The organism is Marinilactibacillus sp. XAAS-LB27, assembly GCF_036039175.1.
In the GTDB taxonomy this organism is placed as follows: Bacteria; Bacillota; Bacilli; order Lactobacillales; family Carnobacteriaceae_A; genus Marinilactibacillus.
Window position 1 is genome coordinate 261,384 of sequence record NZ_JAYXKP010000002.1, and the last position, 22,511, is coordinate 283,894.

24 protein-coding genes are annotated in these 22,511 nt (G+C 34.8%); 12 read left to right on the forward strand and 12 right to left on the reverse strand.

Annotated elements, in window-relative coordinates:
• Positions 1–88: 88 nt before the first annotated feature.
• From VXN63_RS04860 to pgeF, 3 genes are all read right to left on the reverse strand, one after another.
• Positions 89–415 (reverse strand): hypothetical protein, encoded by a 327-nt coding sequence (locus VXN63_RS04860; protein WP_327756850.1) that lies wholly within the window; start codon positions 413–415, stop codon positions 89–91.
• A 28-nt stretch (positions 416–443) separates the two neighbouring features.
• Entirely contained in the window at positions 444–653 is a 210-nt protein-coding gene (locus VXN63_RS04865) for a helix-turn-helix transcriptional regulator (protein ID WP_327756851.1), read from the reverse strand.
• 99 nt (positions 654–752) lie between these two features.
• A complete protein-coding gene (pgeF, locus tag VXN63_RS04870; protein ID WP_327756880.1) occupies positions 753–1,487 on the reverse strand; it encodes a peptidoglycan editing factor PgeF in 735 nt (244 codons plus the stop codon).
• Positions 1,488–1,608: 121 nt separating this feature from the next.
• Here pgeF and VXN63_RS04875 point away from each other — a divergent pair, with 121 nt between their 5' ends.
• On the forward strand, positions 1,609–2,637 hold the full coding sequence (locus tag VXN63_RS04875) for a YdcF family protein (RefSeq protein WP_327756852.1): 1,029 nt from the start codon (positions 1,609–1,611) through the stop codon (positions 2,635–2,637).
• 50 nt (positions 2,638–2,687) lie between these two features.
• Here VXN63_RS04875 and VXN63_RS04880 read toward each other — a convergent pair whose 3' ends face one another.
• Entirely contained in the window at positions 2,688–4,130 is a 1,443-nt protein-coding gene (locus tag VXN63_RS04880; RefSeq protein ID WP_327756853.1) for a sodium/glutamate symporter, read from the reverse strand.
• A gap of 553 nt (positions 4,131–4,683) precedes the next feature.
• Here VXN63_RS04880 and VXN63_RS04885 point away from each other — a divergent pair.
• Entirely contained in the window at positions 4,684–5,271 is a 588-nt protein-coding gene (locus VXN63_RS04885; RefSeq protein WP_327756854.1) for a sugar O-acetyltransferase, read from the forward strand.
• 71 nt (positions 5,272–5,342) lie between these two features.
• Here the strand turns inward: VXN63_RS04885 and VXN63_RS04890 are convergent, their stop codons facing one another.
• A complete protein-coding gene (locus VXN63_RS04890; RefSeq protein ID WP_327756855.1) occupies positions 5,343–5,759 on the reverse strand; it encodes a hypothetical protein in 417 nt (138 codons plus the stop codon).
• Between the two features lie 209 nt (positions 5,760–5,968).
• Here VXN63_RS04890 and VXN63_RS04895 point away from each other — a divergent pair, with 209 nt between their 5' ends.
• From VXN63_RS04895 to VXN63_RS04925, 7 genes are all read left to right on the forward strand, one after another.
• Positions 5,969–6,397 (forward strand): hypothetical protein, encoded by a 429-nt coding sequence (locus VXN63_RS04895; protein ID WP_327756856.1) that lies wholly within the window; start codon positions 5,969–5,971, stop codon positions 6,395–6,397.
• 20 nt (positions 6,398–6,417) lie between these two features.
• Complete coding sequence (locus VXN63_RS04900; protein ID WP_327756857.1) at positions 6,418–6,807, forward strand: hypothetical protein; 390 nt, start codon at positions 6,418–6,420, stop codon at positions 6,805–6,807.
• Between the two features lie 32 nt (positions 6,808–6,839).
• A complete protein-coding gene (locus tag VXN63_RS04905; RefSeq protein WP_327756858.1) occupies positions 6,840–7,223 on the forward strand; it encodes a hypothetical protein in 384 nt (127 codons plus the stop codon).
• Positions 7,224–7,263: 40 nt separating this feature from the next.
• Positions 7,264–7,641, forward strand: a complete 378-nt coding sequence (locus VXN63_RS04910; protein ID WP_327756859.1) for a hypothetical protein — start codon at positions 7,264–7,266, stop codon at positions 7,639–7,641.
• Positions 7,642–7,683: 42 nt separating this feature from the next.
• Positions 7,684–8,505, forward strand: coding sequence for a metallophosphoesterase (locus VXN63_RS04915; RefSeq protein WP_327756860.1), 822 nt, complete (start codon positions 7,684–7,686; stop codon positions 8,503–8,505).
• Positions 8,506–8,532: 27 nt separating this feature from the next.
• Positions 8,533–8,892: a hypothetical protein gene (locus VXN63_RS04920; RefSeq protein ID WP_327756861.1), complete on the forward strand. Its 360-nt coding sequence runs from the start codon at positions 8,533–8,535 to the stop codon at positions 8,890–8,892.
• Positions 8,893–9,122: 230 nt separating this feature from the next.
• The gene (locus tag VXN63_RS04925) at positions 9,123–9,515 is read left to right on the forward strand and encodes a hypothetical protein (protein ID WP_327756862.1); all 393 of its coding nucleotides are present in this window, start codon (positions 9,123–9,125) and stop codon (positions 9,513–9,515) included.
• A 20-nt stretch (positions 9,516–9,535) separates the two neighbouring features.
• Here the strand turns inward: VXN63_RS04925 and VXN63_RS04930 are convergent, their stop codons facing one another.
• The 6 genes from VXN63_RS04930 to VXN63_RS04955 form a co-directional block, all read right to left on the reverse strand.
• The gene (locus VXN63_RS04930; RefSeq protein ID WP_327756863.1) at positions 9,536–10,153 is read right to left on the reverse strand and encodes a hypothetical protein; all 618 of its coding nucleotides are present in this window, start codon (positions 10,151–10,153) and stop codon (positions 9,536–9,538) included.
• A 145-nt stretch (positions 10,154–10,298) separates the two neighbouring features.
• A complete protein-coding gene (locus VXN63_RS04935) occupies positions 10,299–11,987 on the reverse strand; it encodes a methyl-accepting chemotaxis protein (protein WP_327756864.1) in 1,689 nt (562 codons plus the stop codon).
• A gap of 228 nt (positions 11,988–12,215) precedes the next feature.
• Positions 12,216–13,205 (reverse strand): metallophosphoesterase, encoded by a 990-nt coding sequence (locus VXN63_RS04940; protein WP_327756865.1) that lies wholly within the window; start codon positions 13,203–13,205, stop codon positions 12,216–12,218.
• Positions 13,206–13,368: 163 nt separating this feature from the next.
• The gene (locus tag VXN63_RS04945) at positions 13,369–13,806 is read right to left on the reverse strand and encodes a MarR family winged helix-turn-helix transcriptional regulator (protein WP_327756866.1); all 438 of its coding nucleotides are present in this window, start codon (positions 13,804–13,806) and stop codon (positions 13,369–13,371) included.
• A gap of 61 nt (positions 13,807–13,867) precedes the next feature.
• Entirely contained in the window at positions 13,868–15,637 is a 1,770-nt protein-coding gene (locus VXN63_RS04950; RefSeq protein WP_327756867.1) for an ABC transporter ATP-binding protein, read from the reverse strand.
• Entirely contained in the window at positions 15,630–17,393 is a 1,764-nt protein-coding gene (locus VXN63_RS04955; protein WP_327756868.1) for an ABC transporter ATP-binding protein, read from the reverse strand. Before VXN63_RS04955 ends, VXN63_RS04950 begins: the two co-directional genes overlap by 8 nt.
• Positions 17,394–17,917: 524 nt before the next feature.
• Between VXN63_RS04955 and VXN63_RS04960 the strand changes: the two genes are divergently transcribed.
• The 3 genes from VXN63_RS04960 to queF all read left to right on the forward strand — a co-directional run bounded on the left by VXN63_RS04960 (position 17,918) and on the right by queF (position 21,126).
• Positions 17,918–19,786, forward strand: coding sequence for a diguanylate cyclase domain-containing protein (locus VXN63_RS04960; protein ID WP_327756869.1), 1,869 nt, complete (start codon positions 17,918–17,920; stop codon positions 19,784–19,786).
• A 342-nt stretch (positions 19,787–20,128) separates the two neighbouring features.
• Positions 20,129–20,632: a QueT transporter family protein gene (locus VXN63_RS04965; protein WP_327756870.1), complete on the forward strand. Its 504-nt coding sequence runs from the start codon at positions 20,129–20,131 to the stop codon at positions 20,630–20,632.
• Positions 20,629–21,126 (forward strand): preQ(1) synthase, encoded by a 498-nt coding sequence (gene queF, locus VXN63_RS04970; RefSeq protein ID WP_327756871.1) that lies wholly within the window; start codon positions 20,629–20,631, stop codon positions 21,124–21,126. Before VXN63_RS04965 ends, queF begins: the two co-directional genes overlap by 4 nt.
• Positions 21,127–21,799: 673 nt before the next feature.
• On the opposite strand, the gene VXN63_RS04975 is transcribed toward queF, so the two are convergent.
• Positions 21,800–22,330 (reverse strand): hypothetical protein, encoded by a 531-nt coding sequence (locus VXN63_RS04975; protein WP_327756872.1) that lies wholly within the window; start codon positions 22,328–22,330, stop codon positions 21,800–21,802.
• Between the last annotated feature and the right edge of the window lie 181 nt (positions 22,331–22,511).

The window sequence follows — 22,511 nt, forward strand, 5'->3', positions numbered from 1 at the left end:
TATGGGTGAGTGATATTCTAGATTAAAAACGTAGCTTTACGCGATATATCGAACGATACAATTTGTAGCACGCTGAATGGATAGTTATTTAATATTTGTTTTTATAATGCCAGATTGCTATGTATCGGAAAGAGAGTACAATAAGCATTAAAGTTAACGGATAACTATTATAAAAACTGATCGAAAACCCATCAGGTAGATTTGATAGTGTCTCCCAAGAAAATCGAGTAGCTACATGTCCAATACCTCTTAGAACAGCTGGAACAAAAAATGAAAAAAAACTGATTCCAATAAACGTATTCAAAGCCGCTTGATCTGCCTTACCAATAATCATACGCCATCTTTCATCTTCATTATTTTCCGCAGTATCCTTCACTTCTTTCAAAGCCCCACAAGTACAAATAGGGCTAGGCATAACCCTCCTATAATTTCTAATAATATCATCATTCTTTTTCCTCCTTTTTCATTGTAAAGACTTGATTAATATCTCTATCAAATACAGCGGCTATTTGAAAATCCAGTTCAAGAGAAGGTGTATACTTGTATTTTTCAATAGAAATAACAGCTTGTCTTGATATGCCAACTCGTTCGGCTAAATCTGCTTGCGTCCACTTCATCTCTGCCCTTAAAACTTTAATACAATTTTCAATCATTATTTCTCCTGCTTTCAATGTAATCAACCTATTACATTGAAGAAACAGCAAAAACTCCTTAATCCTCGATAAGAGGTTCGGAGTTTTTGCTGTACTTTATTAAGATGGCATCATAGTGATTATTCCATTAAGTTTATATTCTGCTCCTTCTTTTCTGGCTGAATGAAGACGATTATCTGTATAAGTCGAAGCTTGCTCTATTTCAATATTCTCTGCTTTGAGACCCGCTTCGAGTAGAATAGATAGATTCGCATCTAGCATGCTCATCAAGTATTTTTCTCCTCTAGGTTCGAAGAAATCGTCTCGCGATTTAAATTCTTTGAATGCTTCGTAAACTTCTGGACCAACTTCGTAATTCGCAAGATCTATAGAAGGCCCTACATATGCTAAAATAGTTTCTTTATCGCATCCAAACTGTTTCACCATTCGTTCGATTGCCTTCAGTGAAATCTGTTTTGTTGTCCCTCTCCATCCTGAATGCACACTCGCTTGAACTTTTTTGACTGGATCATATAAAACGACTGGCGTACAATCAGCAAATTTGATGAGTAGGGCCACGTCTGTTTGATCTGTAATCAATCCATCTGTATCTTTAAAGGTTTTCCCAAATACAAAAGCCTCTCCGTTCATACCGTCTACATATTCAATATGCGCACTATGCGTTTGTTGACCGGAGTATATTTCTTTAGGTTCAATCGCTAATTCTCTAAGAACCTTTTCTAAATCTTCTACAACTCGATTTCCCGCTTTCTGGTATCTAAAATTGTAGTCGCTACCTGCAATCCTATTAATTAATCCATTTTCTTCTAATCGTTTAGAATTCAATTGATTCACTCCCATTTTTTTACTTAATAACTCGTTTATTGTTTTTGTAGGCATAATGAACTAAATATTATATGATGGTTCATGAGAAACCAAAAGTTACGCTTATTACACACTATTTAAAGGAGGTTCTATGGTTCATTTAATTACAGTATTTTTTATAGCACTTTTTATCATAGCATATATACAAGATCGCCGAAAAGTTTTAAATGGATTTTTCCTGACACTCGCTTTAATTAGTGTCATGGGATCACTCGCTTATGAAACAGTTCAAAATCCTGGAACGTTTATCACCTATATTTTCGTGTTTTTATTCGGTTTGATAATTATTCTATTAGCCTTCGGAGGATTTGGTCTGATTATTTTTTCTTTTTTCAATACGGTAAAAATCTATCAAAAGGAAGGCATTCGTTTAAAAAATTCTCTATTACTTGCCGTTGGTATCGGCATACTCTTTTTGAACATCGCTAGAATTTTAAAACTAGATCAGTATATTCCTACTCAACTAGACTTCTTATTTTCTTTTGCAGGTTTCTGTGTAGCCTATCTAAGTTTCTTTTTGGTCATGTTTGGAGTCTCTTCGCTTCTTTACCAGATTTACTACCCTAAACTCGATAAAGATTATATCATTATCTTAGGTAGCGGCTTGATTGATGGTCATAAAGTACCTCCTCTACTACAAAGCAGGATCAAGAAAGGCCTCAGTTTTTACAAAGTGCAATTAGAGAAAAACAATAAAAAAGCGTATGTGATTTTCTCAGGTGGACAAGGTGAGGATGAGCTCTTACCTGAAGCCGAAGCGATGGCAGAGTTTGCAAAAACACTTGGGCTTGAAGAAGAACAAATCATTGTCGAAGATCAGTCTAAAAACACTTATGAAAATATGAAGTTTTCTGCTGAGAAAATGGCCTCTTCTTCTAATAAAAAAGCTGTATTCGTGACCAATAACTATCACTTACTGAGAGCCGGTATCTATGCTAAAAGAGCCAATATAGATGCTGACGGAATAGGTGCAAGAACCGCCTTTTATTATATTCCCAATGCATTTATTAGAGAATTCATCGCCTTTATGAATCTTTACCGTAAGTATCATCTGATTGTTCTCTCTATCGGACTAGCCATAAATATTTTTTTAACGGCTTTGCTTGTTTATTTGGATTAAATGAAAACACGACAAACTCGTTAAGGAGTTTGTCGTGTTTTTTGTAGTGCTTATTTAGATTTTTTCGACCCTTTTTTTTCCTGATCCTTTTTCGGTCCAAAGTATACCAAACCGAATATCAAAAAGGCTGAAGTGACAATGATAGAAATAATCAAGAAAACCACTGGTCCGAATTGATAAATAAATGGTAGTGATGCTGCGGTAACTAACCCGCCACCTACGAAAGGTTCAAACAGAATCTGTTTATATCCAAATCCTTCAAGTGCTGGTGTCTGATGTTTAGGATCTGCAACTTTCATTAACAGCAATCCTGTTGCCGTCATACCTGTAGCTTGTCCAAAGTCTCCAAGCCCTCTTTCAAACCAGTTATCTGGAATCATTTTAGGTCCAAGATACAAGAATGCAAAGACGTTCCAGACAATCGCTACAATTGAAATCAGTAGGAATGGAATGAAATTGTCTCCGATAACTTCTAATGATAGTGTTGCTAGTGCAGATACGAGTAAAATATCTAAAGCGAACCCAGAAATTTTACTGATCAAGTTCTGGTCGATGTACATATGGATATTCATCTTATCGAAGAATAATTGAATCAGCATACCACCAATCATAGCTAGTGGGAATAATGGCATGTACGGGAACAAATAAACATCTGTCCAAGCGCCCCAAGTATAGGCTTCTAGTAGAATCAAACCTTGTTGTAAAACATAACCAAAAGCAATCGCAGCGGCTATCAATGAAAAGTGGAAAGCTAATGGTTCAATGGCTTTCGCTTCTTTAACCGTAGGTTCCATATCATACCCATAAGACTCACCCAATTGTTCTTTTTCTTCATCTGTGAAATCTGTATCTCCACCTACATATTTCGCTGTACCTCTTCTATAGGCGATATTGATCAAGATAATTCCAACGAGGACACCGACTAAGATACCGATCGTAGCCAGTCCTAGTGCTAAGTCTGCACCTTCTGCAAATCCAAGAGTAGCAAAGGTATCTGCTAAACCAGCAGCTGTACCGTGTCCACCTACGAAACTAATTTCAATCAATGCACCTGCTAAGGGACTCATTCCAAAAAACGGTGTCAAAACGAATATGGTTAGCAGTAATCCTACGACATACTGCCCCCAAGAAACAGCTTGTCCCATAACGATTTGAGGGCCAGCAGTCTTCCAGATTTTTTTAACGCTTGGTACAGTTTTTCCTAAGAATAATGCCGCAAACACAATATTGATAAACATACCCGGGAGTGGTCTCCATACTTCAAGAATAAATTCTGGAACCAATCCATTATAGAAAAAATTCCCTTCATCTAAAAATATGGAAGTCACTCTTCCTAAAGCATCGGGTCCTAATAGTAGTGCTAGAAATCCTGCAATAATTGAACTCGGTAAAAATAAATTGCGTAACCATTTTGCATGGATTCTAACGTACTTTCCTAATATCAGGAAAATCCCGATCATTACAAAACTAAATCCGATCATATTTGGTGTCATAAACCTTCTCCTTTTCCCTAATCCGATTTTTGGGCTATCCTACTAGTATACCGCCTTAAAGCCAATCAAGCAATCGTTCATAGTATGATTACGCTTGCTCTTTCTTTAAACTATAAAGTATCGCAAATAAAATACAAAACAAAAGAAATCGGTACTATAATACAATTTACAATACGAAAAAAACGTGAATTTTTATCAGTTATTCTTTTAAACTTGTCTTATATGATGAGGATTATTTGTGTATACTGACATCAAGAAGTATCATCCAAAGAAAGAGGTTTTTTCATGAATCCAATCACTGATTTCTTTATTAGACATATTCGATTTATTATTATACCTACGATTGTTATTGGCTTTGTTACAGTTTTCTGGATTATTATAAATGGATTAATTGATGATTTTTTTGGTACTTCGATTTTTTTAATCTTTTTTGCGTCAATAATGTTCATCAAAGATTTTATTAAACAGCGTAAAAATCGAAAAATAAGGTAGTTGTCTGGCTATACACCTTTCACTCGTGAACATTTACTTTATTTTAAATAAGAGGTGACCTATGTCCATTTCAGATATCAAAAGAATTGTGAATTCTCAAAAGATGTATGACGATACCCATAAAAATATTGAAGAAGCTAGAAAATCTGCGATCAAATTATGCCGTAGCTACAATAAACTAGTTAACGACGATAGTGTCTATGATCAAACTATTCTAGAGCAACTCTTAGGTCATATCGGTAAACAAGCTTTTATCGAATCGAACTTCAGATGTGAATTTGGATTCAATATTTATATAGGCGATAACGTTTATATCAATCACGATATGATTATTTTAGATTGTAACGAAGTCCGTATCGGTAACGATGTTTATATTGGACCTAGGGTTGGAATTTACACGGGAAATCACGCTGAAGACCCTATTGAACGGGCTGACGGTGGAGTCTATGCTAAACCGGTTACTATTGGAGACAAAGTCTGGCTCTGCGGCGATGTAAAAATCGCTCAAGATGTAACAATTGGAGAAAATTCCATTATTGGAATGGGTAGCGTTGTGTTAAACGATATTCCGCCAAATGTTCTTGCTGCAGGCAATCCTTGCAAAGTAATCAGACCCATAAAAGAATCAGATGTTAGATGGCATAAATAGACTACAGTTAAACAGAAACAGCTTCCCCCAGTATGCATGGGAGAAGCTGTTTCTTTGTCTTTAAAAACGTATTAATTAAATCCATAGAAAAATAACATAAATGGATAGTACCCCATGATACCTATAGCAATTAGTAAGATAGATGGGGCTATTAGTGCAATAGACTTAGTTAATTTCGAAAAATGAGATTGTTTCATGATCCATTTTCCAAATAATACCACGGCTGTCCCTATTAGTGGAATGGAAAGTAATAGATAGGAAAGAGCCAATCCTTCAAAGTAAAATCCCCTTGATACAGTCTGTTCAGAAATGATGTCATAAAAAAACATCGGAAATCCTACATAAAATAAAACGAAACTGAAACTAACCACGATTGAATAGATACGAAATATCGTTTTGTACTTGGTAGGCACATTGAGGCTAAAAGAAATGATCATATGTAATACGGCGATTATGATTACTGCTGGAACTTCTAATAAAAATGGCATATATACTCTCCTTATTTGTTTGGTCTTATTATAACCTATCTCTTTGAAATAGTTCAGAAAAATATACAGGATTGGGTCCTATTCTTTCAAATTAGAATCATTATTTTTATCAACTGATTAAAGGTTCAAATAATCTTAAAATGATTTTATAAATACGATTTCATTTCTGCTTTAGTTATGGTACTTTTATTCAAAGGAGTTGTTTAATTATGAGTGTCACTATCAAGAGAAGTGTTGGAGCATTTAGCGCGATGAGTAATATTACAGTTGAGATGAACGATGTTGCTTTGGAAAAGCTTGCGCCAGGAGAATCTGTTACCTTCGAAATCCCGAAAGAAAAAGAATCTATCAAAATCAGCACTGCTTTTACGAGTAAAACATTTGGTGTAGAAGACGGAGAAACATTTGAAATAGTAAGAAATAATTTGATGTGGTCAGTTAGATTCTTAATCTGTATAGCTATAGTTGCTACTGCTTTAATCCCCTTATTTGGTGATTTCTCAATCATCCATCCAACTATTTATTTTCAACTTTTATTTATCTTAGGACTGGCTATTTTTGATATGTTTGTTCCAAAGTATTTAATTAGGAGCACGTCAGATATGTCTGAAAAAGAGCAACACTGGAATAGTTATTAATAATGATGGAGGTAGATTAAATGAGTATCAAAGTATATAGAAATACTGGCTTAATGGGTTCTGCCATGAAGTTGAAACTTAAAATAAACGAGAATTTTATAGAGAAAATCAAACCCCAAGAAGTATTGACAATCCAAATCCCCAGAGAACAAGTTACCTTTGGACTCAAAATCTTTCTTGAAAAGAAAAAAGATATTATAGTAAAAAATGGCGATGAGATTGTTATCACTCCGAAAAAGTACACAACTTATTTTTCCTGGTCCATAACGATTTTTACTTTCTTGTCTATAATTTTATTTAGTGCCCCTGTTAGATGGATTATACTTTTGCTTGTTTTCTTTTGTGGTGTTAGCATTCCCTATTTTTATGGGACTTATAATTTAACCGTAAATGGAGAATGTAAAACTTAGATTTATAATAAAAATAAATTGGGAGGCTAAAAGTGAGTATTACAATACATAGAAAGACTAAAACTCCGGGTTCTTCTTTCCTATTAAAACTTGAAATCAATAATCAACAGATTGAGAAAATACGTCCAAACCAAATGATTGAGCTTGATATTCCGGGACAAACCGCTACAGTTGCACTCAAGCAATTTGCTGTTAGGAACAAACCAATCACTATAGGAAATGATGATTTCTTAGAAATTACAGTGAAACCCAGTTTCAACTATTACTATTGGACATTGATTGTATCTTTCACCACTTTATTTTTTATTCTTAGTCTTAAATGGAGATTGATTTTAATCTTTTTTTTGTTACTTCAATCTTTAATAGTAGGATTTTTTTATAATTTTTACGAGTTGAAGATCATAAAAAAGCTTTGAAATGAATAAGTTCTATACTAAATTTTTGGAGGAAGTATAAGTGAGTATTACGATACATAGAAACACTGGACTCATGGGTTCAGGTGGATTAATGAAAATCAAGGTCAATGATAAAATAGAAAAACTCAAACTGGATAAACCGAACATCATCCATATAGAAGAAAACACAGCTACAATTGAATTAAAGGAATTGGGTACTCAAAGACAGATAGTCAATGTCAAAGACGGGGCTACGTTAGAAATTGTTACAAGAAAGTGGTACACACCTTTGATTTTTTCTATCATTACATTGATTATCATATTTAATTCTACATTTGGTGTAAGCAATTTTTGGAAATTCCTTCTGATTGTTATACCCGCTTTTTTCATTATGAACTATCTTTTCCCACCTTACAAATTATCCATTATTGAGGAGTAACTCATACAATATTTTATCTGTTCTATAATTGGAGGAGTACGAATGATTAAACGTCTCAAAAAACATAGAATTCTAAGCTTTATTCTTTTCATGATTCCACTGCTAGTATTATGGATCATATGGGGTAACACACATATTGAAACAAAGTGGTATCAGTTAATGGATGATGAACTACCAAATGATTTCGATAACTATACAATTGCTCAAGTATCTGATCTACACAATAAAAATTGGGGAAATAAACTGATCAGTGAATTAGAAACGGTCTATCCAGATATCATTGTAGTCACTGGAGACCTGATTGATTCAAGAAACACCGATGTTCCTGTTGCCGTTGAATTTATCGAGAGAGCTGCTCAGATTGCACCTGTCTATTTCGTTACGGGTAATCACGAGGCCAGAAGTGATCAGTACGAAGAACTGATTGAGGCTATTAATCAAACGGTCATACTCATGGATAATCGAAGATTCACCTTATCTTCCGGAGTTAGTGAGCTAACCCTTTTAGGAATAGAAGATCCTTCTTTTCCAGGAGCAGACCCAGAAAATGAGCTAGAAAACCTTACAGAAGATGTCGAAGGATTTAAAATTCTTCTATCTCATCGCCCTGAACTGTTTAATTTATACGTTAATCAAGATATCGACCTAGTCTTCAGCGGTCATGCTCATGGCGGTCAATTTAGAATTCCGTTCATCGGTGGTCTCATCGCTCCAAACCAAGGGCTTTTCCCAAAATATACTGAGGGTATTTATTCTGAAGAAGATACGAATATGATTGTTAGTAGAGGGCTTGGAAATAGCTTGTTCCCTTTTAGAGTCAACAATAAACCAGAACTCATTTTTCTAAGATTTTCAACGAATTAATTAATGAGACATTTGAGGAGTAATCTTATGAATTCAAAAATGGTTAAAAAAATCAGTTTGTTAGGTTATCTATTTCCCTATATATTTCTATCAATGTATGCTGATTTTACTTTTGGGAGTATGATGATGTATCTATTCATGCTTATCGCATTCGTCTTTCTAAGTTTATTCATAACGAAAAATGATCAGAGAGAACTTATCGTAAAAGGAAATATTGTCAGCTACTGTTCTTCCGCTTTATTGATTTTAACGAGCGGAATGCTTGAAAATCAATGGTATTTCAAACCTTTCTCAGCAATGGGACTTTTATTTTTCGTAACCACTATGATGGTTTTCATTCAGTTAATGTGTATCAAACTCTATTCGAAGAAAAGAGTCCACCAATGAAATTTTTCTATCGTTTTTATCTTGCGCTTGCGTGTTTTTTCTTTTTATCATTGTAAATTACTATAACGAATCAGGTCGATCTAGAGGCTCTTTTAATGGCATTTGCCTTCTAATCATGACTTTAAGCGGGTGGTTCATGCTAATCAGCAATGATAATAAGTAGCTACCTTTTGCAATTGCCGTTCAATTAAGTTTTAATGACTGTATAGTAGTCTAGAAAGGATGAGTTCATGAGCGTTACGATCATAAGAAAGACCGGCCTATTGGGTTCTGGAGGATTTATTACACTCAAAATTGAAGGACAACAAGACAAAAAAGTCGCAGGTCCATCAACTGAATTGAATTTAAATAGTGACCAAGCGACAATCCAAGCAAAACTATTTGGCTCTAAAAGTAACTTACTACCTGTTAAAGATGGTCAGAAAGTTGAGATCAGTACTCGCTTTTGGACGTTAATTAGTTTGATCTTAGTTATGATTTCTTTCAGTATTTCCAGTCAAATTCTCCCTTCTGGGTATATCTTTTTCTCCAGAATTGTATTGATAGTTATTTTTTCACTTGTTTATTTGATTTTTCCAGTCTATCGATTAAGATTACTACCTGTCATCCCAAATTCTAATTGACGCAATAAAACCATCCTGTCTTAGTATGACAGAATGGTTTTATTTGCAGTTTCGAAGACTTTATCTGAAAATTTAATGAACGCTTCATCTTCTAATGATGTGTTAGTCTCCGCTGAAATGATTATTTCTAAGTTTTTGTATCCTTTGAATGAAATACTGCTAGCTTGAAAATTCCCTGTCTGTATTAAAAATTCATTATCCTGTTGTTCCGTTGTGTCACTCATATCAAATACCTCGTCATGGTAAATCATATTTATAGAAATAAAATTAGAACGTTCACTATTTTCTAAATATACTATTCTTAAAGCTGGGTCTTCTAGAAATTCTTCATCTCCCTCAATTGGAATAGATTTATTATCTGTATCATTTTGTTTTTCGTCTAGTATTCTGAAGTTATGAGCATCTTTTATGGCTATAATTTTCAAATCATCTATTGTGAGCTGTTCTTTCAACAATTGAAAAAGTTCTTCGTATTCCTTATATGTATAGAGTTCTTCCTTTACTTCAACTTCTTCTTTCGCTTCTCCTATTTCTTCCACCTGTTCTGTTTCTGGCTCAGCTTCTACGGTTTCTTTAAGACTTGAACATCCGGCAATTAAAAACAATAGTAATAAGGTTGACCACCTTGTTTTTTTCAAATAGACTCCTCCATCCATCTTTTATAAATAAGATTATACTTCTTTATGTATTTAATAGATATATAAATTGTTACCGCTTTATTCATTATCCAAATAGAAAAGACCCTCATCAAATTTTCTGTTTGATGAGGATCCTACTATTTTTTTAAACTTTAAATAGACTCACTTTGCTTTGTAGTTCTTGTGCCATTTCTGCCAAGTCATTAGAAGCGGCTGTGATTTCTTCCATTGAAGCGTTTTGTTCTTCTGTAGATGATGCAACATCTTCTACTTTAGTGGAAATATCTTCGATTGCACCAGTTACTTCATTGATCATCGATTCTAGTTCTGAAGAATGATTCGCAACAACGGTTCCCTCTTTTTCAGCGGAACTGGATTCCTGGTTTAATCGGTTAATATAATTGGTCAATTTTTCAAATACTTTTCCAGCTTGTTGAACACTTTCTTCCCCGTGAATAACTGCTTCATCGGCTTCTTTCATAGAAAGAGAAGATTTTGAAATATTTCCTTGGATTTCGCTGATAATGGACTCAATTTGTTTTGTAGCGTTGGCAGATTTCTCCGCAAGGTTTCTAATTTCCTCTGCTACTACAGCAAACCCTTTTCCTTGTTCACCTGCACGTGCCGCTTCGATTGCCGCGTTTAATGCTAGTAAATTCGTTTGTTCTGAAATTTCATTTATAAACGAAACGATTTTCTCAACTTCTACTGATTGTGTGCTCAATACTTTTACGTAAGAAGAAGTTTGATCCGTTTTCTCTTTTATGGTGTGCATATCTGCAACAGAGTCTTGAATGATGCTCTCTCCACTAGTCACGTTCTGCTGAACAGATTGTACTGAAGTATGAATCACTTTAATCCGTTTAGACATATTCGCGATATTTTGTATAATGTTAGAAATTGTCTGGTTCACTTTACTCGTTTTCTCAGATTGAGTCGTTGTTGTATCGGCCATTGAATTCATTGATTCTGTAATAACCTCTGTCGCTTTTGAAGATTCAGAAGAACTCGCAAGCAATTCTTCAGACGAAGCAGCTACTGAATTGGCTTGCTCATCAACATGACGTAACAAATTAGCGAGCTGCGCTCTCATAATATTGAAGCTTTCTCCAATATGGCCAATTTCATCGTAATAGGTGACATTGACTTCCTTAGTAAAGTCTCCTTGACCACCTTGCTCCAAAACATTCGAAACTTCCGCAAAACGTCTTTTTAGTCGCTTATTGAATAGTGACAAGATAATAATAAATACGATAACTGCAAGAATCATTACAATAAGTAACACTGAAAAAATAGACCAAATTGAATCATTGATCATTTGTTGAGAAACGCCGACGAACCACATACCTACTATGCTACCCGAAGCATCATAGATTGGCTCATAAGCGGTCTGGTTCTTTTCTCCGGCAACTTCTGCCGTTCCAATATACATTTCTTCATTTTCTAAAACAGCTGTGACCACTTCTTCTGAAGCTACTGTCCCGACTACACGCTGGCCATCTCTTTCAACCGTTGTCGCCACCCTTGTGTCTCCTAAAAAGATTGTGGATGGACCATTAGTGATTTCTGTTATTCTATCTACCATTTCGTCGTTCACTAACTCGGATCCTTTATATAATCCACCATCATACACTGACCAATCCCCTGGATACCAGTAATCTAGTACCTCTTCCGTCAACTTCAAATCTGTCTGTGCTTTTTCGCTAGTCATTTCCTGAATCGTTTCAGTCGTTTTAACATAAATGGTCAACCCTAGACTGATAAATACTACTGCAAATAATACCGCAATAATGATACTCATTTGAGTCGTTAATCTAAGCCCTTGCTTTTTCAATACACATTCCCTCAACTTTATCCTTATTTTTTCTCTCCAGAAATATCATTATCGGAATAATGTCATCTAGATAAAGAGAATGAAGAAAGAATTTTAACTATTAAGGAAAGTCAGTTTAATTTCCGACACATTTTATCATTAAATACACTTTAGACGATAGAAAGACCTTCGAATATGGATCGAAGGTCTTTCTATTATTGTATTAAAACCATCAAAGATTGATTGTTCTCACATATTTTTTTCTCTAAATGCTGCGCGATCTTCTCTTTCTTTTTTTGTACGTTGTAGCTTGAGTTTTGCTAGATACTCTACTACTTCTTTCGGTTTACGAATATCGAACAACTCAATGGGTTCTGGACCTCTCATCGTTTCTCTTTCGATGAACAATTGTCCTTCTTCATTAACTTTTTCTTTCCATCTTACTAAGCGGATCATGCCTTCTGAAAGCTCTAACGCCGTAATGCTTGCAGGATAGATGCCGCACCCCGTATTGAAATAGGGACGGTCATTATTTTTAGGAAACTTGAATCGATGAGTATGCCCACAAATCAGCATTCTTCTATTCTTTTGAATCCATTTACTATAATTCCGTTCAATTTTATGTCGTTTATTGACATTTTTGATAGGACTTGCCGGGTTCCTGATTCCGAAACGGTGCAAGAAACGCCAGAAGAATTTCAATGATAACATGGTAAAAAACCAAAATTGATCATTTGGTGCATCACCTTGATGACCATGTAAGACAAATATTTCCTGACTCGTCTGACGATGCTTCAAAACGAGCGCCTCTATTGGCTTTAAGCCTTTCATAAAATCAAAATATTCTTCTGTATATTCATCATAATTAACATAGAAGTTCTTTTCTACATACTTTTCATTTCGCAAAAAGAGGTCGTGATTACCATAAATTCGAATATAGCGATCTTCATCATAAAACTTTTTGATCATTTCATATACACCGACGTAAGCATTTTTGATGTGTTCAAATTTAGAATACTCTAAAAGTTCTTCTCCATCACCTACTTCTACAAACGTATACTCACTTTCATAATATTCGTTTAATGCATGTGTAAACAAGTTCTGACTTCTCAGGAACTCATCTGACACGCTACCATCGCCTCTATGGGCATCACTCATAAAAACGATACGAGAGTGATCGTCAAAATACATTTGTTTGGCATTCTGATAAGCTTCTGTCAACCTTCTGTCTGTAAACATCCTATTATTCTCCTATTAAACCTTATTTCTCTTATCCCTAGTATACGGTATGCAGGTTGGATTAATAAAGCAATTACTCGTGAGAACTCAAAACAAACCTGTAAAGAACTGTATGCAACAAAAAAATCACCAACAACTATTTAGTCGTTGGTGATTTTGAGAATTATTTGAAATTTGCTTTAATCTTGGATAAAGTCTCTTTGAACTGTGCAAGTTCCGCTTCACTGATCCCTTGAGTAATGGTTTCTTCAAGTTTTTCGACATACGGTCTGAATGCATTGATTTGTTCAATCGCTTTTTCTGTTAAAACAATTTCCTTTAAACGCTTATCTGGCTGCGTGCCTTTTCTTTCATCTATATAACCATTATTTTTCAAGCGTTTAACTAAATTACTTGTTGTAGATTTACGAATGGAGAATTCTTTTTCGATATCCTTTTGAAAAATGGGCTTGTGTTGATTTTCATACAAGAAACTCAACGTCCATGCTTGCATTCGGTGCATCTCTTCGAAATCTTTTCCGGCTTTTTCCTTTTCGATAAAGCGTACAAATAAGATCGATAACTCTCTTAATTCATATCCAATCGTACCATGAGGGTCCATGCTGACTCATCCTCTCTTAACCATGCCCACTTAACGCTGTAGGTTAAATCAAGTTATAAGATCATTTTTCAAATTGACTGTTATAAAGATCAGAGTAGAATCCTTGAGCTTGCATCAACGCTTCGTGGTTACCACTTTCGATGATGGCACCGTCTTTCATAACAAGAATCGTATCTGCATTTTGGATCGTAGATAAACGGTGGGCAATAACAAATGATGTTCTGCCTTCCATTAATTTATCCATTGCAGCTTGAATTAGTTCTTCTGTTCTTGTATCTACTGAACTGGTTGCTTCATCCAAAATTAACATTGGAGAATCTTTCAGTAATGCTCGAGCAATCGTCATCAATTGTTTTTGACCAACTGAAAGTGAAACAGTATCGTTCAAGACTGTGTCGTAACCTTCAGGAAGTGTTTTGATAAAGTGATCTACACCGACAGCCACACAAGCATCTATCACTTGTTGATCTGAGATGTTTTTCTGGTTATAGATCAAGTTTTCTTTGACGGTTCCTTCGAACAACCAAGTATCTTGTAAAACCATACAGAACTGCTCATGAATTTCTTCACGAGTCATCTCTGCAATATCTTCATGATCAATGAGTATTCTACCTTCCGTTACTTCATAGAATTTCATCAGTAAGTTAACGATGGTTGTTTTACCCGCACCTGTTGGTCCAACAATAGCAATTTTTTGACCAGGTAAAGCTTCTGTAGAGAAATCATCAATAATCGTTTTAGAAGGATCATATCCAAAGCTGACATGGTCGAACTCAACGTGTCCAGTTGTTTTACTCGTGATTTTTTGAGTTTTACCTGCTTCGTTTTGCATTTCATCTTCATTTAAGAATTCAAATACTCGACCCATTGCAGCATTCGCTTGTTGTAGACCAGTGAATGCTTGTGCCATTTGACCAAGTGGTTGAGAGAACAATCTAACATATACAGTGAAAGCTACAATCACACCAAAAGTGATTGATCCTTGAATCACTAGGATCGCACCGACGATACAAACCACTACGTATCCAAAGTTCCCGATGAATCCCATTAAGGGTTGCATCATCCCAGAAAGAAACTGAGCTTTCCAAACGCTTGAATAAAGATCTGAATTCATTTCGTCAAAATCTTCGACTGATTGATCTTTTGCATTGTAAGAGTAAATTGTATTGTGCCCAGTATAAGCTTCTTCGACAAATCCATTAACTTTAGCCAATTTGCTTTGCTGACCTTTAAAGTGAATTTGAGATTTCTTGATTAAAAATGTCAAAATCACGAAACCAAGCATTACAGAGGCAATGGCTGAAAAACTCATGATGAGATTTGTTTTCAGCATCATAAACAGACATCCGATAAACAAGACAACTGAACTGACGAGCGTTCCAAGACTTTGATTCAGTGATTGTCCAACTGTATCCAAGTCATTAGTTACACGACTTAAAATATCTCCTTGACTATTAGAGTCAAAATATTTAAGCGGTAATTTATTGATTTTGATCGAGATTTCTTCTCTCAAGCGTTTCGAGAATTTTTGAGTGATCGTTGCTACAATGAAGCCTTGTCCATAAGTTAAGGCACTACCGATCAAGTACAAAATCACCAAAGTGATCCCAATACGGTTGATTTGCGCGATATCGATCTGTGTTCCAATACCTTGAACAACAATATCTGTAATTTCACTTAAGCGGTCAGGTCCGATAATAACTGTAACACTACCGAATGCTGCAAAGATGATCGATAACAAGAATGGAATCTTGTATTGTCCAGCATAGATATTTACATTCGCTAGTATTTCTTTCAAACTATAGTTTTGATCTTTTTTTGTATTATCCATTATTCAGTTCCTCCTTGGAAAGTTGAGAATAGGCAATCTCTTGATACACTTTATTACTTTCCAACAGTTCTTTGTGCGTTCCTTGACCAACGACTCTTCCTTCCTCTAAAACAAGGATCTGATCTGCATCCATAATCGTACTGATTCTTTGCGCAACGATCAGTTTAGTCGTTTCGGCCATTTGTTCAGACAGGTTGTGTCTCAATTTTCTATCTGTTTTGTAATCTAAAGCAGAAAATGAATCATCAAAGATTAGAATTTCAGCTTTTCTAGCAATCGCACGTGCAATAGATAGACGTTGTTTTTGTCCACCAGAGAAGTTACTTCCCGCCTGTGCAACACGACTTTCTAACTGGTCTTCTTTTCCAAGGACAAACTCTTTTGCTTCTGCGAGTTCTAGTGCTTTATAAATTTCCGAATCATCTTCAGGTAATTTAGAACTATGTCCAAAGTTCATGTTCGAACGAATCGTTCCACTGAATAAAAATGGATTCTGAGGAATATAGGCAATTTTTTCATTTAAATCTTGGTGGCTATAGGATTTGATGTCTTGTCCATCAATCAGAATCTGACCCTCTGTTACATCGTAGAATCTTGGGATTAAGCCAATAATGGTACTTTTACCACTACCTGTTGAACCGATAAAAGCAACAGTATCTCCTGCATTAGCTGTGAAGTTGATGTCTTTAATCACAGGTTCGGAAGCATTTGGATAAGCAAACGTCACGTTTTTAAATGAGACTGTTCCTTTTCCGTTAGCTGCTTGTTCACTCTCTCTAGCAAACTTGATTGTAGAGTCTAGTTCCAACACTTCATTGATTCGTTTTGCTGAAACAAGTGCTCTTGGTAGAATCAAGAAGACAATCGTCATTAACATAAATCCTAAAACAACTTGGAAAGCATAAGAAGAAAATACGACCATATCACTAAATAATGTGATTCTGTCTTCTAGCCCTGCTGCATCAATCAAATGTGCACCAATCCAGTAAACCGATAAAGCTAATCCACTTGAAATGATAGACATTCCGGGATTCATGATGGCTAACATTCTACTTGTAAACAAGTTCACGTTTGTTAGTTCTTCATTCGCATCCATTGATTTACCGTTTTGGTAACCTTCAGCGTTATAGGCTCTAACTACACGAATACCTTGTAAGTTCTCACGAGTCAGACTATTCAATCTATCTGTCAAAGATTGGATTCGGCCAAATTTTGGCTGAACGAATACTAGAATTGTACTCAGCATGATTAGTAAAGCTAATACCGCTACACCAGTTGCCGCAGTCCATTGCCAGTTTTTATCTGCAATCTTCGTAATCGCCCAGATAGCTGTAATCGGTCCTTTGATAACCACTTGTAGTCCAACTGCAATAACGAGCTGAATTTGCGTGATATCATTTGTTGTTCGTGTAATCAAACTAGGAATGGAAAACTGTTTGATTTCTCCAGGTGTATAGTCCATGACACTATTGAAGACTTGTCCACGAATTCTTTGCGTTACGCCTGCCGCAACTCTTGACGCGATGTACCCAACGATAATAGAGGCCACTAAACTTAGTAAAGACAGTGTGACCATGATCGATCCTGGTGAGAAAATGTCAGAAACCGTTGTTCCTGGTGTTTGTAGTCTTGTAGTGATATCAGCCAAGTAATCAGGAATTTTCAACTCCAACCACACTTGAACCATGATGAAAAGAACACTGAGAATAATCCCGATTCTTTCTTTTGTATTTGCTTTTCTTAATAGTTTTAACATATCGTCCTCCGTCTAGCAGTAAGCGTCTTTGCATTCTTCTAAGACTCAAGTAGCGTCTTAAAAATCGTACTCTTCCTTTCAATGAATATAGGCTATTTTTTTCGCTTACCGAAATATAGTTACCGTGCTAACTATATTATCCTTACTTTTAGTAAATGTCAATGTGAAATTCATGAATATTCTGTGCCCTCGGCTCTATGAAATCCTTTTCGTATCAAGGATTATAACGCCTGAAATCTATATCTTCAATGTTGTTGACGTTTGCAGTTTCTTTTAAAAAAATGTTTTGTAGATTAAATCGTTTTCTTTTATAAATAGAGTATAACTTACTCTGTAAAAATCATTTTGAGAAACTATTTATAGATCCTGTGTTATATTTAATTTCGGCTGTGATACACTTAATATAAAGCGATTTATTACGATATTGACTATATTATAAAGATTCATGCGAACAACAATATGATCATCGTTTTTAACCTATTATTTGCCCTTATTCTGACTGCTTTATTTAAAGGAGATAAACTATGACCGTAAAATCAAAAAATAAAATCTGGTTATTTGCTATTGTTGGTTGGATTATATTTTATTATAGTTGGCTTATGATTTGGCCAAATGATGCATCTGTTCGGGGTGTTGGTAGTAATGTCCTATCCTTGATTGGTACTTTTATACCTGTTATTTGGATAGTCGATTCATTTAAATATACACAATTAGAGAAAAATAAACGGTATTGGCAGTTGCTATTGCTCGCTTCCATCAGTTATTTACTTGCAGAGTTCAGTTGGACTTTGGTAGATACAGTTTTACCAGGAGAACCAAGTTTCCCAGGTATTTATGATATTTTCTATACCATTTCTGGTATTTGTTATTTTCTTGCTTTTTTTTGGCGTATTATAACTTATGCTAAGAAATCTTTGATCTTAAAATTTCTATTTGATATTTTAGTGATCCTATCTGTTTCATTGACATTCAGTTGGTATTATATCCTTGGACCGATAGTCTCTCAAACGTCTGATTCCATACTCGCTTCCGTCTTAGTAGCCTTATTTTATCTTGTAGGAGATATCGTATTAATTCTTTGTGTATCAATATTTTATTTTGGTGGCGAATATTTTTATCAAAAAAAGGCACTTTTCTTCATTGTATTAGCCATTTGTATACAAGTATTTTCAATCGCTATGTACTTTCTTGACAGTGCACAGGCTGCTTATTTATCTGGAAGCTGGTTTGATCCGCTCTTCATTTTACCTGTTTTACTGATTGGGTATACATCATTACTTGAGGGAGAGTGCGATATGCAAGAAATTCCTGAATTGACAGAAACTGAAGGTGTTGCTACATCCATCCCTCGACTGATCTTGCCGTATACATTTGTTGTGATTTTATTTATTTTTATGATCAATCACTCTAGCGGACTAGATGTTATTAGTATTGGTTCAGGTATTTCCATTGTTCTTGTTATCCTTAGGCAATTTGTCGTAATTTTCGAAAATAGAAATCTAGTTAAACAATATTATGATAAAGCTGAAGAGCTCGAAATCAGTGAAGAGCGCTATCGATCGCTATTTGAATACCATCCAGATTCTGTATTTTCACTCGACTTGAAAGGAAAAATCGAAAGTACGAATCCTGTTGGTGCTTCTCTTTTAGGTAAAGATCAAAGCAATTTGATTGGTACTCCAATCACTGATTATATTGATTCCCAACAACTAAAACAGGCTCGAGAAAATATTATGAAAATAAACGAAGGTTGGATTAATAGTCATGAATTTCCATTCCAAAATAATCATGGGAAAAAGCTTTGGATTCATATGACCCACATCCCTATCTTAGTTAAAAGTAAGCTTGTTGGTAGTTTTGGTGTGGGAAGAGATATCACTGAGCACAAACTAGATCAAGAAAAAATTCATTTCTACGCGTATCATGATCATCTAACTGGCCTGGCTAATCGAAGATCCTTTGAAAGTAACTTGCAAGAAACCGTAGTTCTTTCAAAGACGAATAAAACACAGTTTGCACTATTATTTCTCGATTTGGATAAATTCAAAGAAATCAACGATTATTATGGTCATGCGTTTGGTGATGAGTTATTAATTTCTATTGCTAAAAGAATACAAGAATTCACAGAAGAAGATGACATTGCGGCAAGACTTGGCGGAGATGAATTTACGGTTCTTATAAAAAATATCTCCGCATACCTTGTTACAGCAAAGATACAATCCTTGCGAGAACTATTAAGTGAACCTCATATGATCAATGGACATTCTCTGACCTGTGCTGCTAGTATCGGTTTCGCCTATTATCCAGTTGATGGGTTAACCGCAACTGAACTACTCAGTAGAGCGGACAATGCAATGTACCGAGTCAAAAGAAGTGGACAGCACTTTAAATAAACCAGTTAAAAAGCAGTAAGTTAAACCATTTCGGTCGATAACTTACTGCTTTTTTTGATTTAAAGTGCCTTAGACCATTCTTTAGCGAGCACTTCTACTGAAGCATATCGATTATTTCTATAAAAAGTACTGCTAGCATATCTATTCATTCCATGGTATTCTACTATAAGCCAATAGAATAGACAGTTCGTAACCATCCTGTCGGAAAACAAAACTAGGGAAGCAATAGCATAAGACTATTGCCTATTTTAACGTCCTAGCATACTCATGCATTGGACGTTTTTTGTTGTCTACTATCTTATTTAAGATACTAGCAACGCAAATTTATTGGAGGTGATTAATATGAAAGAGACTACTCGACAGTCATTCAATACCCGTAAACTGACCATTTCAGCACTTGTTATTGCGCTTTATATCGTCGCTATGGCTTCTACTGCATCGATATCTTTTGGAGCGTATCAAATTCGAATCGCAACCAGTCTTTACGCTCTTTCTTATTTATTCCCTTTTCTTGTTCTTCCACTTGGTTTGGCAAACGCATTTTCAAACTTCTTCCTTGGCGGATTAGGATCCATCGATGTGATTGGAGGATTAGTCATTGGAATACTTGTTTCCGGTTCAATCGTATTCATTAGACGATTCGCTTTACCACGTTGGTTGATTGCTATTCCGATTATCTTTTTAATTGGTTTGGGTATTCCTAGTTACTTGAGCGCGTTGCTTGGCGTCCCTTACTGGGCACTCGTAACTAATCTCGTGATTGGTCAAATCATTCCAGGTATCATTGGTGTGTTACTCGTTCAAGCGCTTGAAAAACCACTTAAAGCTAGAAAGGTGATTCTATGACGGGACGTAATGCAGCAGAACTGACTGGTGTCTCTCACTTAGGCAATCAGGACGTTAAATATAGTATGGACTATGCGCCAGAAGTACTAGAAAGCTTTGATAATAAGCATCCTAACAATGACTACTTTGTGAAATTTAACTGCCCGGAGTTCACAAGTCTTTGTCCCATCACTGGACAACCTGACTTTGCGACAATCTATATCTCTTATGTACCCGGTGAAAAAATGGTTGAAAGTAAGTCTTTAAAACTCTATTTATTTAGTTTCAGAAATCATGGAGATTTCCACGAGGACTGTATGAATATCATTATGAAAGATTTGATTAAGCTTATGGATCCAAAGTATATCGAAGTCTGGGGTAAATTCACTCCTCGCGGTGGTATTTCAATCGATCCATACTGTAACTACGGAAAACCTGGTACGCGCTGGGAAGACATAGCTTGGAACCGTTTGGCGAATCACGATATGTATCCAGAAACGATTGATAATCGTTAAAATTTAAAATGACCAAGAAAGAGCAATAGTAACGAGTTTATACTCAATCACTATTGCTCTTTTTCAAACTTTAAAATAACTAAGAAAATTGATTGATTCAATAAAACCTACATAAAATCAGCTTCTAAATAAAAGACTAGCATTAATAAGTTATCTTCAAATAGTTCTTTTTGCCTTTAAATTCTTCTTTATATAGACAATTAAAAACCCAATCATCAATCTACTAGTATATTCATATTTACATTTGACTTGTTGACTACAAAATATACAGACAATGGATTGAAAATTATTAATCTATCTTCGTCTTCATAAAAATTAGTTACATCGTCCTTTTTCAATTCTACTATATAGTTTTTAAAGTCTATGTAAATATAGTCATCCATAATTTCACAAGTATAACTACCATGGTAAAAGTCTTTATTATATTCAATTTTAGCTTTCAACCTTGGTATAAATTTAGATTTTTTAATGTTTAAAATGTATAAGCTTATAAAAGCCAAGGAAGATATAAAAGTGAATAAAAAACTTTTCGTTATAATAAATGATACACTTGAGAATATCATAGCGTATATAAATAGAGTATATATAATTTCTCTATTAGTTATTTTATTCTTTAAAATTACACTTTCAGCTACAAATATGTCTGTGTCATCTACCCTGAATGAAAATTTCATTATATAGTATCCCCATTTCTTTTTTGACCTCTGTCCTCTAAAATATCTACAATATACTCTGTTTCCTCAGAAGACAAATTTAAAAATTCCTTTTTGACAATGAAATAAGTTACGGAGTTTCCAAAAAGTATATAAAAATTCTTTTTGTCTTGTTTAATATCAGTGATAGATGACCAGTAAACAGAGTATGATACCTTTGGGTAATTCAATTTAAGCACATCTTTTTGAACTATTACACTTGCTGAAATAATTTCTTTTTTATTCCTGTGAAGCTTTATTGTATTCTTTAACTGTAAATAATAACCAAAAAAATACATATATAAATACATCAACAACCAAATTAATAATAAAGAGATTATATACTTAGATTGCCTTAAATCTGGAGCAAACAAATAACATGCCGCAATTAAAAATGACGCCATAACAAAGCTATTGATTTTTTTTACTCGCTTTTTTTCATTAATAAATTTACTAGCTAATCTTTCTGATAGATACATATCTTCGAAACTTAAATGATACTTTCCTTGCATATTAAAACTCTCCTTAAAAAAACCTTAGTATACTTTTATCAATCATTTATATAACTACCCTTTAGAAGTCGGGTTTAAAATAGATAATCTATCTAAATTAACTTAATTAGAATTTTTCAATTTATTTCTAGTAGTTGATAAAGTCCATATAATTGTGTAAAAAGAAAGGCCATATGATCGC

Excerpts from the sequence above, each read along its gene's own strand:
- VXN63_RS04885 (WP_327756854.1), top strand. The coding sequence starts at position 4,684 with ATGTCCATTTCAGATATCAAAAGAATTGTGAATTCTCAAAAGATGTAT.
- VXN63_RS04900 (WP_327756857.1), top strand. The coding sequence starts at position 6,418 with ATGAGTATCAAAGTATATAGAAATACTGGCTTAATGGGTTCTGCCATG.
- VXN63_RS04945 (WP_327756866.1), bottom strand. The coding sequence starts at position 13,806 with ATGGACCCTCATGGTACGATTGGATATGAATTAAGAGAGTTATCGATC.
- queF (WP_327756871.1), top strand. The coding sequence starts at position 20,629 with ATGACGGGACGTAATGCAGCAGAACTGACTGGTGTCTCTCACTTAGGC.
- VXN63_RS04940 (WP_327756865.1), bottom strand. The coding sequence starts at position 13,205 with ATGTTTACAGACAGAAGGTTGACAGAAGCTTATCAGAATGCCAAACAA.
- VXN63_RS04955 (WP_327756868.1), bottom strand. The coding sequence starts at position 17,393 with ATGTTAAAACTATTAAGAAAAGCAAATACAAAAGAAAGAATCGGGATT.
- VXN63_RS04860 (WP_327756850.1), bottom strand. The coding sequence starts at position 415 with ATGCCTAGCCCTATTTGTACTTGTGGGGCTTTGAAAGAAGTGAAGGAT.
- VXN63_RS04875 (WP_327756852.1), top strand. The coding sequence starts at position 1,609 with ATGGTTCATTTAATTACAGTATTTTTTATAGCACTTTTTATCATAGCA.
- VXN63_RS04950 (WP_327756867.1), bottom strand. The coding sequence starts at position 15,637 with ATGGATAATACAAAAAAAGATCAAAACTATAGTTTGAAAGAAATACTA.
- VXN63_RS04975 (WP_327756872.1), bottom strand. The coding sequence starts at position 22,330 with ATGCAAGGAAAGTATCATTTAAGTTTCGAAGATATGTATCTATCAGAA.
- VXN63_RS04865 (WP_327756851.1), bottom strand. The coding sequence starts at position 653 with ATGATTGAAAATTGTATTAAAGTTTTAAGGGCAGAGATGAAGTGGACG.
- VXN63_RS04925 (WP_327756862.1), top strand. The coding sequence starts at position 9,123 with ATGAGCGTTACGATCATAAGAAAGACCGGCCTATTGGGTTCTGGAGGA.
- VXN63_RS04890 (WP_327756855.1), bottom strand. The coding sequence starts at position 5,759 with ATGCCATTTTTATTAGAAGTTCCAGCAGTAATCATAATCGCCGTATTA.
- VXN63_RS04915 (WP_327756860.1), top strand. The coding sequence starts at position 7,684 with ATGATTAAACGTCTCAAAAAACATAGAATTCTAAGCTTTATTCTTTTC.
- VXN63_RS04960 (WP_327756869.1), top strand. The coding sequence starts at position 17,918 with ATGACCGTAAAATCAAAAAATAAAATCTGGTTATTTGCTATTGTTGGT.
- VXN63_RS04895 (WP_327756856.1), top strand. The coding sequence starts at position 5,969 with ATGAGTGTCACTATCAAGAGAAGTGTTGGAGCATTTAGCGCGATGAGT.
- VXN63_RS04965 (WP_327756870.1), top strand. The coding sequence starts at position 20,129 with ATGAAAGAGACTACTCGACAGTCATTCAATACCCGTAAACTGACCATT.
- VXN63_RS04920 (WP_327756861.1), top strand. The coding sequence starts at position 8,533 with ATGAATTCAAAAATGGTTAAAAAAATCAGTTTGTTAGGTTATCTATTT.
- VXN63_RS04880 (WP_327756853.1), bottom strand. The coding sequence starts at position 4,130 with ATGACACCAAATATGATCGGATTTAGTTTTGTAATGATCGGGATTTTC.